The sequence below is a fragment of the Paenibacillus sp. BIHB 4019 genome (assembly GCF_002741035.1).
Taxonomy (GTDB): Bacteria; Bacillota; Bacilli; order Paenibacillales; family Paenibacillaceae; genus Pristimantibacillus.
This window is the reverse complement of sequence record NZ_CP016808.1, coordinates 5,099,766-5,114,764: the sequence shown is the minus strand read 5'-3', so window position 1 is coordinate 5,114,764 and position 14,999 is coordinate 5,099,766. Positions and strand designations below refer to the sequence as shown.

17 protein-coding genes are annotated in these 14,999 nt (G+C 50.1%); all 17 read right to left on the bottom strand.

From position 1 onward, the window contains the following. Nucleotides 1-50: 50 nt before the first annotated feature. On the bottom strand, nt 51-1,037 hold the full coding sequence (locus BBD42_RS22315) for an ABC transporter permease (RefSeq protein ID WP_099519929.1): 987 nt from the start codon (nt 1,035-1,037) through the stop codon (nt 51-53). Next, nucleotides 1,037-2,551, bottom strand: a complete 1,515-nt coding sequence (locus BBD42_RS22310) for a sugar ABC transporter ATP-binding protein (RefSeq protein WP_099519928.1) — start codon at nt 2,549-2,551, stop codon at nt 1,037-1,039. Before BBD42_RS22310 ends, BBD42_RS22315 begins: the two co-directional genes overlap by 1 nt. A 49-nt stretch (nt 2,552-2,600) precedes the next feature. Continuing rightward, the gene (locus BBD42_RS22305) at nt 2,601-3,725 is read right to left on the bottom strand and encodes a sugar ABC transporter substrate-binding protein (protein WP_099519927.1); all 1,125 of its coding nucleotides are present in this window, start codon (nt 3,723-3,725) and stop codon (nt 2,601-2,603) included. 279 nt (nt 3,726-4,004) lie between these two features. After that, entirely contained in the window at nt 4,005-5,483 is a 1,479-nt protein-coding gene (gene spoIVA / locus BBD42_RS22300) for a stage IV sporulation protein A (RefSeq protein ID WP_099519926.1), read from the bottom strand. A 305-nt stretch (nt 5,484-5,788) separates the two neighbouring features. Further along, nucleotides 5,789-6,547 (bottom strand): hypothetical protein, encoded by a 759-nt coding sequence (locus tag BBD42_RS22295; protein WP_099519925.1) that lies wholly within the window; start codon nt 6,545-6,547, stop codon nt 5,789-5,791. Between the two features lie 28 nt (nt 6,548-6,575). Further along, entirely contained in the window at nt 6,576-6,920 is a 345-nt protein-coding gene (locus tag BBD42_RS22290; protein WP_099519924.1) for a 2Fe-2S iron-sulfur cluster-binding protein, read from the bottom strand. After that, a complete protein-coding gene (locus BBD42_RS22285) occupies nt 6,917-7,534 on the bottom strand; it encodes a nucleotidyltransferase family protein (protein WP_099519923.1) in 618 nt (205 codons plus the stop codon). The genes BBD42_RS22290 and BBD42_RS22285 overlap by 4 nt, the downstream gene beginning before the upstream one ends. A 148-nt stretch (nt 7,535-7,682) precedes the next feature. After that, nucleotides 7,683-7,979, bottom strand: a complete 297-nt coding sequence (locus BBD42_RS22280; RefSeq protein WP_046232022.1) for a 2Fe-2S iron-sulfur cluster-binding protein — start codon at nt 7,977-7,979, stop codon at nt 7,683-7,685. A gap of 54 nt (nt 7,980-8,033) precedes the next feature. Further along, nucleotides 8,034-8,213 (bottom strand): DUF2768 family protein, encoded by a 180-nt coding sequence (locus BBD42_RS22275; protein WP_056028836.1) that lies wholly within the window; start codon nt 8,211-8,213, stop codon nt 8,034-8,036. 151 nt (nt 8,214-8,364) lie between these two features. After that, on the bottom strand, nt 8,365-8,640 hold the full coding sequence (locus BBD42_RS22270; RefSeq protein ID WP_056028838.1) for a stage VI sporulation protein F: 276 nt from the start codon (nt 8,638-8,640) through the stop codon (nt 8,365-8,367). A 102-nt stretch (nt 8,641-8,742) separates the two neighbouring features. After that, on the bottom strand, nt 8,743-9,777 hold the full coding sequence (locus BBD42_RS22265; protein ID WP_099519922.1) for an NAD(P)H-dependent glycerol-3-phosphate dehydrogenase: 1,035 nt from the start codon (nt 9,775-9,777) through the stop codon (nt 8,743-8,745). Between the two features lie 7 nt (nt 9,778-9,784). Continuing rightward, the gene (gene plsY / locus BBD42_RS22260; RefSeq protein ID WP_099519921.1) at nt 9,785-10,393 is read right to left on the bottom strand and encodes a glycerol-3-phosphate 1-O-acyltransferase PlsY; all 609 of its coding nucleotides are present in this window, start codon (nt 10,391-10,393) and stop codon (nt 9,785-9,787) included. A 12-nt stretch (nt 10,394-10,405) separates the two neighbouring features. Next, the gene (gene der, locus BBD42_RS22255; RefSeq protein WP_056028842.1) at nt 10,406-11,728 is read right to left on the bottom strand and encodes a ribosome biogenesis GTPase Der; all 1,323 of its coding nucleotides are present in this window, start codon (nt 11,726-11,728) and stop codon (nt 10,406-10,408) included. 78 nt (nt 11,729-11,806) lie between these two features. Beyond that, on the bottom strand, nt 11,807-11,986 hold the full coding sequence (locus BBD42_RS22250; protein ID WP_056028844.1) for a capping complex subunit for YIEGIA: 180 nt from the start codon (nt 11,984-11,986) through the stop codon (nt 11,807-11,809). Between the two features lie 2 nt (nt 11,987-11,988). After that, entirely contained in the window at nt 11,989-12,894 is a 906-nt protein-coding gene (locus tag BBD42_RS22245; protein ID WP_099519920.1) for a YIEGIA family protein, read from the bottom strand. After that, the gene (locus BBD42_RS22240) at nt 12,891-13,529 is read right to left on the bottom strand and encodes a YphA family membrane protein (RefSeq protein ID WP_150131587.1); all 639 of its coding nucleotides are present in this window, start codon (nt 13,527-13,529) and stop codon (nt 12,891-12,893) included. The genes BBD42_RS22245 and BBD42_RS22240 overlap by 4 nt, the downstream gene beginning before the upstream one ends. Nucleotides 13,530-13,633: 104 nt before the next feature. Further along, complete coding sequence (locus tag BBD42_RS22235; protein ID WP_099521751.1) at nt 13,634-14,998, bottom strand: SMI1/KNR4 family protein; 1,365 nt, start codon at nt 14,996-14,998, stop codon at nt 13,634-13,636. Between the last annotated feature and the right edge of the window lies 1 nt (nt 14,999).

Sequence of the window (14,999 nt, the reverse complement as noted above, 5' to 3'; positions counted from 1 at the left end):
AAGTATTTCAGCGTGTTTCAGCATTTTTTCACGATTCTCATTAAAATCAGCTAGCCATTTCGGCGTTTATTCAGATGAATGAACGTAACGGCGAGCGCCAAAACAAGCACGACACCTTTAATAATATCATTGGAATAATACTGCACCTTCATCATCGTCAAACCGTTCAATAGCACCCCGATCAGCAGCGCGCCAAAAAAAGTACCGATCACATTCGGCTTGCCCGCGCCAAACACGGAATAGCCTACAAATACGGCCGCTACGGCCTCCATCATCATAGGCGCTCCAGCGTCAATTTGCCCGGTTCCAACACGTGCGGCAAACAATACCCCGCCAATCGCAGCAAAGACCCCTGAAGCCACATAGGCGGCTGTACGAATGCGGCGAACGCGGATGCCGGACAAGCGGGCCGCTTCTTCATTGCCGCCTGTCGTTTGCATTTGACGTCCCCATTTGCTGTATTTGAAAAACAGATGGACGACTATAACAGCGATGACCATCAAAATAACAGGTACCGGAATTTGGCCGATTTTGCCTTGCCCCAGCCATAGGAACGAGCTGTTGAAAACGCCTGGCGCCGTCGAGCCGTCAGGCATCGGCATATTGTTGTAGATCGAGTAGCCCTTTGTATACGTTTTGTGAATGCCGGCAACAATGTACATCACAGCAAGCGTAGCGAGCAAATCCGGAATCCGGATGCGCACGATGAGCAGCGCGTTAAGCAGCCCTACCAAGACTCCGATCGCGATCGCCACGATAAGCACAACAATAAGCGGCTGCTCAAACCACACCATCATAGCGGCGGTTACAACCGTCGTCAGCGACACCGTCGAGCCTACCGACAAATCAAAGCCGTCTACCGTCAGCGAGAAGGTTACGCCAATCGCAACAAAGGTCACAATGGAAATCGAACGCAAAATATCAGAAAGATTGGCATAAGTGAAAAAATGCTCATCCCATAATGAGAAAAACAAAATGACAATTGCAATAACGATGAGCGAGCCATATTTAAATAAAAAGCTTGAAAACTTCTCCATTACACCGTTTCATCCTTTCCACCGCTGGCATATAGCATCAGCTTCTCCTGCGTCGCTTCACCGCGTCCAAACTGCTTGACGAGCTTCCCGTCGCACATGACCATAATCCGGTCGGCAATCCCGATTGCCTCGGCAAATTCACAGGTCAAATATACAATAGCTTTTCCTTGGGTTGCGAGCGTACCGATTATTTTGAAAATATCGCTTTTGGCGCCAATGTCTACACCTTTTGTCGGCTCATCAAACAAATATACGCTTGCGCCGGTAGGCAGCCATTTGCCAATGGACACCTTCTGCTGGTTCCCCCCGCTTAAATGCGCGACCTTCTGCTCCGGCGAGGAGGTTTTGACGCCAAGCCGCCCAATTACAGCTTCAGCATTATTCGTCTCGCGCTTCCCTGATAAAAAGCCGAGCTTGGATAGCACGCCCAAAATCGGCAAGCTGAGATTGTTTTTAACCGATTCCTCTACCAAAATTCCCTGCTTGCGGCGCTCCTCCGGCACAAGCACTAGCCCGCCTTTGAACGCATCCGCTGGCGAAGCCAGATTGACGGCTTGTCCATTTACGCTTACCGTACCGCCATCCGCTTTGTCTGCACCGAACAGCAGCCGGGAAAGCTCTGTTTTTCCCGCTCCTACAAGGCCGACTATCGCAACGATTTCACCGCTCTTCACATCAAAGCTGACATCCTTAACCTGATGTCCCCGCTGAATGCCGCTTACGTTCAGGAGCGGCTTCCCAATTGCCGCATCCAGCTTCGGATACTCCTCCTCGAACACTCTTCCGAGCATGGCGTGGACGACGTCCTGCATCGTCATGGCGGCAGCAGCCTCGGTAACGATCCTCTCTCCATCACGCATAACGGTTACACGATCGCAAATTTGGAATATTTCCGGCAAGCGGTGGGAAATGAATACGATGCCGATACCTTCTGACTTAAGCTGGGCTATAACACGGAATAACCGCTCCGCTTCTTCCAAACTTAAAGGGGCGGTCGGTTCATCAAAAATGACATATTTGGCTTTCTCGGTCAGCAAGCGCGCAATTAATACGAGCTGTTTCTCCGCAAGCGTCAGCTCTCCTGCCTTCCTCCGAACGGGAATACGCGCACCTAAACGAGCCAGAGTTTCCTCTGCCTCCTTCTCCAGCTTGCCCCAGTTCAGCCACGCCTTGCTTCCTTTCGCCGAAATGCGATCCAGCATGACATTCTCCACTACGCTAAGCTGTGCAACCAGTGCGGTATCAACCTCCTGATAAACACAATGGATGCCCAATGACTTGGCATCCCCTGGCGAACTGATATGAGCTTGCTGTCCATCGATTACAATGGTTCCTTCATCCTGGCTGTAGGCCCCTGATAAAATTTTCATCAGCGTGCTTTTGCCCGCGCCATTGGCGCCAAGCAGCGCATGGACCTCACCGCTTTGCAAGATAAAATCAACATTCCGGAGAGCGGGAATGCCGGAAAAAGCTTTCCGGATTCCCTTCATTTGCAATTGTTTGTTTGCACTCATCGTTTGCATCTCTCCATCCCTGCATGTGCCTATTGCTTAGGGCAAGCCCTTATTTCAAAGCTTCCAAATCTTTCATCCAATCCTCATAACCTTGTGTGCTGCTTCCCCAGCCTTCTACATGCTCGGAAAGTTGTGTAGTGCTGACTTTCTCTTCTGGCAGCGCATCACGGTGAACGTATACCGGCTCCAGAACGACTACCGGCTCATTTGCATCGCCTTTGAATTCTTTGTACAAAATACGAACTTGTACGCGGCCGATATCTTTAGGATCAACAGCTGCAGAAGCGACCCAAGGGCTCGTTTTGTCTTGAATCATTTGCAGATCCTCATCGCTCATATCGATGCCGTAAACTTTAATTTCTGTACGGCCAGCTTGCTGAATAGCACGGGAAGCGCCTTTTGCAAACTCATCCCAAGCCGCCCATACTGCTGTAATATCGCCTTTGTTCGGGTATTGGCGCAAAATGGCTTCCATCTGCGATTGCGTATCAAGCGCCGGGTTGTTGGCATTGCCAAAAGCGGCAATTTCTTTAATGTCAGGATATTTCTCTTGGAACTGTTTATAGGCCACTTGGCGGCGCTCCATTGGCGCAAAACCTGCTACCCATACTTTAACGATATTGCCTTTGCTGCCAGCATCTTTAGCGAGCTGCTCAAGCGTAATTTCAGCCATTTTCTGGTCATCCTGCTGCAATACAGGCACGCCATCCACTTTCACATCTGCATCGAATACGACAACAGAAATGCCTTGCTCCTTCGCTCTTTTAATTCCCGCTTCGAGTGCCGCAGCTTGTCCATGGTCAATCAAAATGCCGTCAAACCCTTGGTTGATTGCTGCATCAAGGTTAGAGGACATTTTCGCCAAATCATTGTCAGATGCGAAAACCGTTACTTCTCCGCCAAATTTTTGAGCTTGCTCCTTCACCCCTTCAACATATTGCGATGAAAAAGTTCCTGTATTAAATTGCATAACAAGCGCAAGTTTTTTACCCTTTAATGCTGCCAAATCGCTGCTTCCGCCAGCTGCATTGTCTGCTGTAGCTTCAGCTGATGCTGTCGGCGAGGCCGATGCTTCGCCTGCAGGCGCATTGTTTTTTGCCGCTCCGCAAGCCGATATTACCAGCAGTACCGCAGCTAGAAAAATTGTTAACGAAAGCTTACCCCATTGTTTCATGTTCTTTCCCTCTCCCCATCTCATGTCTCTATCATCAGTATATTGCTTCTTTGCAATCATATCATTTTATCCCACTATGTCAATCGGAATTTAGTATATTGTCGAAAAAAATCGTTTGACGCAACAATTGTCATTATAGTAACGCTTTTCAAAAATTGCAACCTCATTTTAATAGCTGCAATTGCCTGAGCACAAACCGCCGCAAATGCAGAAAAGCCGCTGCTTGAAAGCCCGTCAGGACTTTTCAGCAGCGGCTGTTTTCAACTATGTCCGAATGCTTTACAAAATTATGGCGATCAGGCCACCGGAACCCTCGTTAATAATCCGGCCCAGCGTTTCCTGAAGCTTGTAACGTGCGTTGTCCGGCATCATCGCAATTTTGCCCTGAATGCCTTCTCTTACGAGCGAATGCAGCGAGCGACCAAAAATGTCGGACTCCCAAATTTTGATGGGATCGCTCTCGAAATCCTGCATCAAATAACGTACGAGCTCTTCGGTCTGCTTCTCCGAGCCTATTATCGGCGCAAATTCCGATTCCACATCGACGCGGATCATATGGATAGACGGAGCTGTTGCTTTCAGCCTTACGCCGAATCTTGAGCCTTGGCGAATGAGCTCCGGCTCCTCGAGCGCCATCTCTGCAAGCGTCGGAGCTGCAATGCCGTAGCCCGTCGCCTTGACCATTTCCAGCGCCTCGGCAAATCGGTCATATTCCCGCTTCGCATGGGAAAATTCCTGCATTAGCTGCAGCAAATGATCTTTGCCGCGAATTTCTACGCCGACCACTTCCATCAAAATCCGGTCATACAGCTCATCCGGCGCATACAGGTCGATCTCGGCTACGCCCTGCCCCATGTTCATGCCGCTGAGTCCTGCCCGGGCGATAAAGTCGTAATCCATAAACTGCGCGACTACCCGGTCCACATCCCGCAAACGGCGAATATCCTTTACCGTATCGCGGACCGAGTTTTCATAGTTGCTGCGCAGCCAGTGATTTTCATTAAGTACCATTACCCAGCTTGGCAGATTCACATTAACTTCATGAACAGGGAACTCGTAAAGCACTTCGCGCAGTACCGAAATAACTTCCTCTTCCCCCATCGTTGCTACGCTGAGCGTAATGACCGGAATATCATATTTCGTTTGAAGCTCGGAGCGCAGCTGCAGCGCTTCCTCGCTGCGTGGACGCGTCGAGTTAATAATCAGCACAAACGGCTTGCCTACTTCCTTCAGCTCGCTGATGACCCGCTCCTCGGCCTCTACATAGGAGCTGCGCGGGATTTCTGCGATAGAACCATCAGTCGTTACGACTACGCCTAATGTAGAATGCTCCTGGATGACTTTGCGCGTGCCGATTTCCGCTGCTTCCTGGAAAGGAATCGGATCATCGAACCACGGCGTTGTAATCATCCGCGGCCCATTTTCATCCTCATAGCCTTTCGCCCCTTCTACCGCATAGCCGACGCAATCGACCAGCCGTATATTTACTTCCAGCCCTTCGGCTACTTTCAATTGCACCGCTTGGTTTGGCACAAATTTCGGCTCGGTTGTCATGATGGTTTTGCCCGCGGCGCTTTGCGGCAGCTCGTCTACGGCTCGTACACGATCAGCCTCACTCGTAATGTTAGGGAGCACCACCGTTTCCATGAACCGCTTGATGAACGTTGATTTGCCCGTCCGGACAGCCCCTACAACACCGAGGTAAATATCCCCACCGGTACGTTCGGCTATGTCCTTGAAAATGTCTACTTTCTCCACTGAATATCCCCTCCCAATTGATTTCCCGGTTCGCCGCCTTCCACCGGACAAGAGGGCAGGCCAGCGACGCAACTCGTACAGCTTTTAGGACTAGTAATATCCTATTGTTCCAGCTCTCCGATTATGACGATTGTTATGAAATCTTTTAAAGCTTATCTCACGTTCTTGCCCTTCCAAGATTGAGTTATATGAGAAATGCCGCTGCAGTATGCCAAAACAGCAAAAAATCCTCCAAACCGATTCTCGTGGAATCAAGCATGGAGGATGCCAAAATCATAGCCTATAAACATCAAATGATATGAGATTTACGATACCGCCTGCGGCTGCCCGTCCACCCAATTATAGACAGGAGCCTTTACTGGGACAAATACATCCCGCTCGACCAACAGCCTGCGCAGGTCGAAATCGGCTGCGAAGGACGTTTCGCCTTCCTTCTGGATCGCCTGCATGAGATCAGGGCCATAATCCGCGTAAATCTGGCCTTTCTCGTCCAGCATTGCCGCTATCGTCAAGCCTGAGTAGCTGCTGACAATCGCAGGCGCTTTTTTGCCAAGCAAATTGTAATCCACATAATAAAAGCCCGGGTAAGCCTCGTCGCCCTTCGGCAGCTTGCCCGCATTAGCAGTGGAATAGGCCTGCACCCAGCTCGAAATATCGTTAATCTGCTGATAAATGCGCAAATCCATCAATCGAACTTTAGGATCTGTTTCTTCATCCGTAATTAAAAAATAATAATTGCCGCCCTTCTCAAACGCCGCGGACGGAATGTCACCCAAATACCCTTTTCCTTGCAGCGGAACGAAATCAAGGATGAACTTCTCATATAGCGGCGTTTCAGGCGTGCTATTCTTAATTGGCAGTACACCCGTATCTGCCTTATACTCATCAATCGCGGCCTGTACATTGCGGACCGCCTCTTTCGGAGCGCCTTGATTTTGCGACAGGCGATCATTCGGATACATGCATCCGGTTAACGCCAGCAGCACGGCGGCAGTTGCCAGCAGCGCTGCCCTCCGCGCCCATAGCCCGCGGCTAACTGGATGCGCAAGCACGAAATTAAACATTTTTACGCTTCCCCCTATCTCTCCAGCCTTACCATAGCTTATCATCTTCCTCGGCCTGTTTTGCCAGCTGCCTAAGCACCGCTGCTCGCAGCGGGTCCATCGGAATTTCGGCCTGTACCTTGCCTTTCACGCGCGCCTGGCAAGACAGCCTTATGCCGTCTTCCATGCCTGCAAGCTTGCGCCGCTCCACATCACCGATCGGCATCAGCTCGCTGCCTGGCTTTACTTCCATTTTGCACATAAAGCAAGCGGCATTGCCATCGCAGCGCGTTCTTACCGCAATACCCGCTTGTCTTGCAGCGTCCAGCAGCGTTGTGCCAGGGCGCACCTTAATGGTTTTGCCAGCAGGCAGAAACGTCACCTCGGCGCTCATATCAGCTGCCCTACCCGCTGCTCCGCAATCCAGCGGCGCACTTCCGCTTTCAGCGCCGCACTGAGCTGATTGCAGCTTTCCAATTGCTCCAGCGCTGGTTTATGGCGGGCTTCATCCTCGCAATACGCTTCAATAATCAGCTCATAACGATCTGGACGGTCACGAAGCACATTAAACCATAGCTCATGGGCCAGTGGCACAACAGACACGGTCGCTGCGGGTGCAGAGCCGCCTCTGCCAACCTTTATATGCTCTGCGTAAGGCAGCAGCAGCGAACGCACCTGCGTCTCGTAGCAGCTGTCGTGTGCTCGCACAATAAATCCGCCTACAAGCTCAACGGGTACCCCTTCGATGAGATAGTGGCTCAGCCTGGAACGGTAAATACCCGTCTCATCCAATACAGGCATATCTGTGGAAAAAGGCTGCAGCAAGGCATGAAGACGAGCGACGTCAGCCTCATCGGTGTATAAATCCAAATCTCTAGGTTCGCTGTTCAGCGCCGCGCCTCTCAGCATAAGCCCTGCGCTGCCCCCAACGATCCAAGGAGCACCGCTTTCGGCTGTCAGCTGGGCAATGGAGGTTAGCGCTTGCTCAATTTGTCCTCTAATGCTCATCACTTGCACTTCCTTTATCAAAAATAATGGCGGCGCACTCTACTCCATCAACTCCAACTACCCGTTAAAGCAACAAATGACGAGGCGTATTACGGCCCAGGTGAAATATAAACTGATTATAAGGGTGAAACTTATAAATGCTTATATTTTAAAAATAAGGCTTGTTAACCGCTTTAATGGTCACATCAACCGACTTTACAATCGCTTGGCAAGCAAGGCGATAGCCTTCTTCAAACTCCTCCGGGTCCATACGATCCCATTCCTGATCCGTTATCCCCTCAAGCCCGCTAGCCCCTTCGATTACTTGACAGCGACAACGGGCGCAGGTGCCCCGCGTGCAAGAGAAAGCAAAGTCCACATTATGCTTCATGGCCAAATCCAGCAGCGACAGCCCGTCCTCCGCTTCTACAATCGCCGTTTTCGTTCTCCCCGTAAGCTCAATCATAAACGCAACCGTCCCCTTCTCTATCTGGATGTATGTATGCCCCTCTTCCAACCGTTAAATAATGGAAATAACTCCGCAAATAAAACCAATGACCAGCAAAACAAAAGCAATCAGCGATAAAATAAATTTGACGATCCCCTTCGTCTTAATCCGGGCAAATGTAATGATAACCGCCGAAATGGCCATTAAGCCGATGCCGATCAGCGAAACCCACATTTTCATCATAGCATCCATAGTCGACTCTTCTCCCACTCTTCACCAATGTAATAAATGCAACCCATATTATATCATTGACTGCAAAAAAGGACAAAAGGCGCAAAATTGCCGCTGCGGAATCGCTCCGCTGCAGCAAAGCTTTGCGCTTTTGCCCAAATATAAGGATTTGTTACTTCTTGATCATCATTTTGACAAGCGATTCCATGCTGCCCATATTCATGCCGGTCGCCTTAACGGCTTTGACAATATCGTTTATAGTCGATTCCGCAACAGGCACCTTCGCCATCTCTGCCACTTGCTTGATCAGCTTGCGTAGTTCGGCTTCGTTCTGCATTGTCGAATCCGTTACACCGCTGGCCAGCTTCTTGACCGAGTTTTCGGAAATATTTTTGCCCGTTTTTTTATTGATTGCGCCGAGCACGTCTTTTGAAATATTTTTTCCCATGCACTAACCTCCCATCGCAATCGCTTCAGCTCGTTGCTCTTAAGCTTCAGCTCCGATGGGATATCATATGAGCAAGGAAATCGTTTGGTGTAGGCGCCTGTCTTAGCCGATGCTTTCAATCTCATGGGTTTTTAACCGGCCCATAAGATGCTCAACGGCTGCTTTTGGCGAAAACTCCTCAAACAGCACCTTATACAATTGCGCGGTAATCGGCATTTCAACCTCATAGCGCTTCGCCAGCTCAAACGCAGCACGCGTCGTACGCACGCCTTCAACGACCATGCCCATCTTGGTGAGCACCTCGCCAAGCGGCGTACCATCCGCCAGCATATGCCCCGCACGCCAGTTGCGGCTGTGCTGGCTCGTACAAGTAACGACCAGATCGCCGACGCCGGCAAGCCCAGCGAAGGTGAGCGGATTGGCGCCCATGGCGGCGCCCAGGCGTCCAATCTCTGCAAGGCCTCGCGTCAGCAGCGCCGCTTTGGCGTTATCGCCGAAGCCGAGCCCGTCGGACAAGCCAGCACCGAGTGCGATAATATTTTTAATCGCGCCAGCTACTTCGACGCCCACGACATCCGGATTCGTATAGACGCGAAAATCAGAGCTCATGAAAGCATCCTGTGCTTGCTCGGCAGCTTTCATGTCCGCCGAAGCGACAACAACGGTTGTAGGCTGGCGTTTTATGACTTCCTCCGCATGGCTCGGGCCAGACAGCACCACAATTTGCTCAGTTGTACGGCCTAGCTCTTCGGAAAGCACCGTCGTCATCCGCTTCAGCGTATCGGCTTCAAAGCCTTTCGTCGCATGGACGCAAAGCGTCTTAGCTGCAAGAAAAGGAGCAGCCTGCTTCGCCACTTCCCGCATGGCGCCGGATGGAGCAACGAATAGGGCAAGCTCCGCTCCGCTGAGCGCTTCCTTCAAGTCGGTCGTTGCCTTAAGCCCTTCCGGAAGCGTTACGCCCGGCAAATATTTAGCATTCATGCGGCTTTCATTGATGCCGCTAGCCTGCTCCGCATTACGCGTCCACAACAGCACCTCATAGCCGTTGCGAGCCAAAACGGAAGCAAGCGCTGTTCCCCAGCTTCCCGCTACAAGCACCGCAGCGCGGCGCGCTTGTTCGGTCTTTGCTTTTGCCATATTGGACTCACATTCCTTTCTTTGCGCCAAGCTTGTTCTCCGTTCCCTTCAGCAGCTTCACAATATTCGCCTTGTGACGAACAAACGCGAAAACGCATAATACAAGGCTCGCGCAAAGCAGCGGCAAAGAGTAAGTAAGCAAAGCGATAAAGATCGGCGTCAATGCTGCGAACAGCAAGGAACCAAGCGATACGAAGCGCGTAATCGCAATAGCAAGTATAGCGACGATACCCGCAAGCAGCGCTGGCAAGAAAGCAAGCGTTGCAATGACGCCAACGGTTGTCGCGATGCCCTTGCCGCCTTTAAAACGAAACCAAATTGGCCAGTTATGGCCAATAATGGCTGCAAGGCCGCATAAAGCAGGCGTCCAGCTTGCCGCGTCGCCTCCGCTGAGCCACTCTCCCAACAGTACAGCTGCTACCCCTTTTGCAATATCCAGCAAAAAGACCGTAATACCCGGCCCTTTACCAAGCACGCGAATCGTATTCGTCGCCCCGGCATTGCCGCTGCCATGCTCGCGAATGTCAATGCCTTTGAGCCATTTCGCGATGACGATGCTGAATGAAACGGAACCTAATAAATAACTGATAATAACTGCAATGGCTGAGTACAGCACGCCTCTTCTCCCCTAATCCTCGTCTGACTTGCGACGTGTAAATAACCGTAGCGGCGTGCCTTCGAAATTAAACGCTGCCCGTATTTTATTTTCCAAATAACGCTCATATGAGAAATGCATCATCTCTGGCTCATTGACGAAAATGACAATCGTCGGCGGTTTTGTCGCCACTTGAGTCACATAGTTGATTTTGAGACGTTTGCCTTTGTCGGTCGGCGGCGGGTTGTAAGCAACCGCATCTCCAACAATATCATTCAGCAAATGCGTCTGAATGCGCAAAGCATGCTGCTCCGAAACGTGATTCACGACAGGCAGCAGCTTATGCAAACGGGACTTCGTAAGCGCGGATAAATAAACGATCGGCGCATACGACATAAACAGGAAGTGGTCGCGAATCGTCTGGGAGAAAGCTTGCATCGTTTTCTCGTCCTTCTCGACGACATCCCATTTGTTGACGACAAAAATAGACGCTTTGCCCGCTTCGTGCGCATAGCCTGCAATATGCTTGTCCTGCTCGATAATGCCTTCCTCGCCATTAATTAAGATGAGGGCAACGTCAGCGCGTTCAATCGCTTTCATCGCACGCATAACGCTGTATTTTTCCGTGGATTCGTACACTTTGCCGCGCTTGCGCATACCAGCCGTGTCGATCAGCACGTACTTCTGTCCATCGCGCTCGAAAGGCGTATCAATCGCATCGCGAGTTGTACCTGCTACATTGCTGACGATCACGCGTTCTTCGCCAAGCAGCGCATTTACAAGCGAGGATTTGCCTACGTTAGGACGTCCAATCAATGCAACGCGAATAACATCTTCCTCGTATTCAACATCTTCAATTTCTGGCAGCTTCGATACGGCAGCATCCAGCAAATCGCCAATGCCCATGCCGTGGGAGCCGGAAATGGCAATCGGTTCGCCAAAGCCTAAGCCATAAAACTCGTATACCTCGTCCATACGTCCCGCATTGTCCACCTTGTTAATTGCGAGTACGATAGGCTTGCGGGAGCGAAACAGCATTTGTCCCACTTCCTCATCCGAATGGGTGAGGCCCGCTTTCGCATCTGCCATAAAAATAATGACATCTGCCTCTTCAATTGCCAGCTCGGCTTGCATCCGAACCGATTTCATAATTTCATCTTCACCATCAATTTCAATGCCGCCTGTATCTACAATATTAAAGGCTATGCCATTCCATTCTCCGGTGCCGTACAGCCGATCCCTCGTAACCCCCGGCTTATCTTCTACAATTGCCAGCCTGTCGCCGACTATCCGATTAAATATGGTAGACTTACCCACATTCGGGCGCCCGACGATGGCGATAACAGGTCTTGCCATAGTTATCGATTCACTCCTTCAGTAATTCTCACGCTTACCATCATAGCAAAAAACAGCCGCCTTGGCTAACTTTTCATGTTAAAGGTGATTAACGAGGATAATGACGCCATTTTTTAGATTATGGGCATTGGCATTCAAAATCTTCTCCAGCAAAAAAGCTGTCTGCTCCAGTTCCTGTTCATTGTCTGCAAAAAAGATCGGTGCACCGCCTCCTGCGACATCCCGGTTGCTCGAAACTACTGCAACAATATTCGCCATGTTCAGCCCTCCTGCTTATTGACTTTCGCTTCTGTAGGCATGCGCACAGCCGATTCGAGAATCGGAACGCGTCCGATCACCTTGAGCGCCTTGCTCTTGTCCCTGTCCTGCGGAAGCATAAATACGGCAAGCCTGCCGTCCTTCATATCGAGCTTCGCCATTGGAATTAAGGCCGGTTCGCCATCATCCCGGTAAACGCCCAGCATCGTAGCCAAATCGTACAAAATCGCTTGGCGCTGGCCCAAATTGCCCATCGTAACCTTGCTGTTCGCGTTGAGTGGCGTCAATATAAAACCCATTCCGCGCTCGCGAATGATATCCTGATTTGACTTAAGCCCCACATTCATAATATAAATGTCGCCAACGAGCAGATCTGGCCCATCCACACGCACTTCCGCTGTTTCCGCCGAAATAATATGGGACAGCGTTTTGCCCGAACGAAAATGATGGACGATCAGCAGCGATATGCCTCCTGCCAGCAGGCCGACCCAAAGATTGACCATTACCGCAAAAAGGCTGGTAAGCAGCGAGGACATGATGACGAGGTAATTGCGCCCTTCAAACACCATAGCGATGCCCTCGATATAAGTCGCTCCGCGGCTGACGAGCTCCAAGCTGTCGATTTTCGTCAGCGTCTCGCGCTCCATTTTTCTGACATCCCGAAATTGCTGTGCTGCTAGTGATAAAAAGGTAATAGCCGTATAGTCTTTGCTATATAGAGCAGGAACGGCTACTGCACCGAGTGCCGCTGCGATAACGCCTAACGAAATATGGATAATTCGGCCATGAGGATAAGTCGGATATTGGCGATAATCGGTTTTTAGCATTAGCAGCCTCGCAATAATACCGAATGCCATTCCAAGCAATACGCCAAGCAAATGCTTATTGGCAATTAAATAATGGCTCATTTTGGGGAGCTCCCTCCTTTATTTCTCCAAGCCGCTTCCTCTCCCGCCACCTTGCTGTAAGAAGCTCGGAGCAAGTGGAAAGCTATACTGATGAGCCTCGCACAGGCAAAAGCGAGCCAAAAGCTGTCCCACCAAGCTAAGGAGCCAATGCGAGCCATGTAAGTGCCACTTGATAAAAGCCCATTCGCCAATTCGGCCATAGCAACCGCCAGCAGCAAAATACCAAATTGATGGCCCGGCTTCACTGAAAAAGCAGCTGCAAGCAATCCGCCTAGCAGCCCTCCATCCCAAGCAGGGTCAAGCCAAAAAAACACCGGATCAAGCCGGTAAAGCTTTTGGATGGCACCCAAAATAATACCAGTCAAGCAAGCACACAACAGCAGATAGCGCCTCGATTCTCCGTCCGCCCCTCTGCGAAACGACCAGCAAACAGCGGCTGCCACAATTATTATGCTCGCATAAATCTCAACGGCCGCCCCATAAATAGGTACAAGATAATGAAACGGCTGGGCAAATAGACATAAAACGGCAACGATTAGCCTTGAGCGCCCTGCTCCGACATATTCCGCCCAGCCAGTCGTCATTAATATGAATGCCATAATCATAATCCAGAACGACAAATATCCTTCGTTCACAGCCAAATCACCCCACGTGAAGCTATTATGCGCCAAAAAAAAGAGGCTATTCCTCATTATGAAACATAAGGAACAACCTTTTCTTTACCTTATTCACGTACTCCTTACAAATGTTTGCCTAACAATGCTCTAACCTGTACCAAAGAAGATGACAGCACCTTATCCATTTGCTTTTTGGATTTGAACTGAAACTCCTCCAGTCTCCGAAGCACGTTGGAGCGGATATAGTCTTTATCTGTCTGGTGCTGCTCCAGCAAACGCTCATAAATAGGCAAAAGCGCGGGATCTATTATCCCTGTCAGTGCCTGTAGAGCAATATGCTGTACTCGTACTTCTGAATCGTCGAGCCTCTGGATAAGTTCGCTTGCATACATCCCTTTTTTGCTAGATTGGCCTGCCTGGTAAACAGCATGAACTCGAATTTCCACATCCGGATAAGTGAAAAAAGGCAGCAGCATAGGCAGCATTTCAACTTCCGCCGCATGAAGAATGTAGCAGATGAACTGAAACGTTTCAGCATCTGCCACCGCTGGTAGCATGCTTATGAGCTCTTCATTAAATTGCTGATCCCCTTTGGGCATATACCAGTGAATAGCCTGGATGGCATGCAACCGATTTTCAGCACTGCTGCTCGTTAATTCTTCACGAATGAGCCTCTCGGCCTCGGCAAAATTTTTCTTGGCCAAAATTTGCAGACATAATTGGCGTACTTCGTTTGAAGAGCTTTCATATTGCGAGATCAGAAAAACAATCGTCTCAGCCGTTATATTTTTCAGCTTGAACATTCCGTTTAATGCCTCAAGCTTTACAGACTCATCTAATGTAGATTGATAGAGCTCGATGAGTTCCCGCTCATCTCCGCCACGCCGCATACCGAACCAGCTGGTTTCATAGCCAGCAATGATTTCATCGAGCCAACGCTCGTACCAGTCCAGAAAATTGGCTTCAAAGGTAACGAATGGTTTTTGGTAGTCGAGATCGATATAAACGACCTTCCCGTGATGCTCGCCTGTTATCATTAACATTGTCTCATACGTGCAGCCCTGCTCCCCAATGTTCAGCAAGCCTTGAAAAGCTTTCGCCTGCGCTTCTTCATACTGCTCGTCACTTATATTGCTATCATCATGCAGCGCAGGGTAATCAGCTTTCCATTGCTCCTTGGTCAATTCAGGACGTATAGTAGACGGCTTATCCAGTCGCTCAAGCTCAATGGACTGTTTTTCCCCTAGAGGGTGAAGACCGTAATAAGGCCCAGCTCCCCCATTGCCAATATTCGTCAAAAAAGCGGCATATTCCGCAGGCAAAGCAATGCCGTGTTTTTGCTCAAATTCGCGGAGCTCCTCTAATCCAAGCGGTTCATGCAAACGATATTGATGACTGTTAGCTCCAAATAGCTGATAGCTTGCATCCACCTTTGCCGCGTCCTTTAGCTTCCGCTTGATACGCTCTAATTGATTATGTATCGTCATT

Coding starts and splice junctions, on each gene's coding strand:
- BBD42_RS22315 (WP_099519929.1), bottom strand. CDS start 1,037: ATGGAGAAGTTTTCAAGCTTTTTATTTAAATATGGCTCGCTCATCGTT.
- BBD42_RS22310 (WP_099519928.1), bottom strand. CDS start 2,551: ATGAGTGCAAACAAACAATTGCAAATGAAGGGAATCCGGAAAGCTTTT.
- BBD42_RS22305 (WP_099519927.1), bottom strand. CDS start 3,725: ATGAAACAATGGGGTAAGCTTTCGTTAACAATTTTTCTAGCTGCGGTA.
- BBD42_RS22295 (WP_099519925.1), bottom strand. CDS start 6,547: ATGTTTAATTTCGTGCTTGCGCATCCAGTTAGCCGCGGGCTATGGGCG.
- BBD42_RS22290 (WP_099519924.1), bottom strand. CDS start 6,920: ATGAGCGCCGAGGTGACGTTTCTGCCTGCTGGCAAAACCATTAAGGTG.
- BBD42_RS22285 (WP_099519923.1), bottom strand. CDS start 7,534: ATGAGCATTAGAGGACAAATTGAGCAAGCGCTAACCTCCATTGCCCAG.
- BBD42_RS22280 (WP_046232022.1), bottom strand. CDS start 7,979: ATGATTGAGCTTACGGGGAGAACGAAAACGGCGATTGTAGAAGCGGAG.
- BBD42_RS22275 (WP_056028836.1), bottom strand. CDS start 8,213: ATGGATGCTATGATGAAAATGTGGGTTTCGCTGATCGGCATCGGCTTA.
- BBD42_RS22270 (WP_056028838.1), bottom strand. CDS start 8,640: ATGGGAAAAAATATTTCAAAAGACGTGCTCGGCGCAATCAATAAAAAA.
- BBD42_RS22265 (WP_099519922.1), bottom strand. CDS start 9,777: ATGGCAAAAGCAAAGACCGAACAAGCGCGCCGCGCTGCGGTGCTTGTA.
- der (WP_056028842.1), bottom strand. CDS start 11,728: ATGGCAAGACCTGTTATCGCCATCGTCGGGCGCCCGAATGTGGGTAAG.
- BBD42_RS22250 (WP_056028844.1), bottom strand. CDS start 11,986: ATGGCGAATATTGTTGCAGTAGTTTCGAGCAACCGGGATGTCGCAGGA.
- BBD42_RS22245 (WP_099519920.1), bottom strand. CDS start 12,894: ATGAGCCATTATTTAATTGCCAATAAGCATTTGCTTGGCGTATTGCTT.
- BBD42_RS22235 (WP_099521751.1), bottom strand. CDS start 14,998: ATGACGATACATAATCAATTAGAGCGTATCAAGCGGAAGCTAAAGGAC.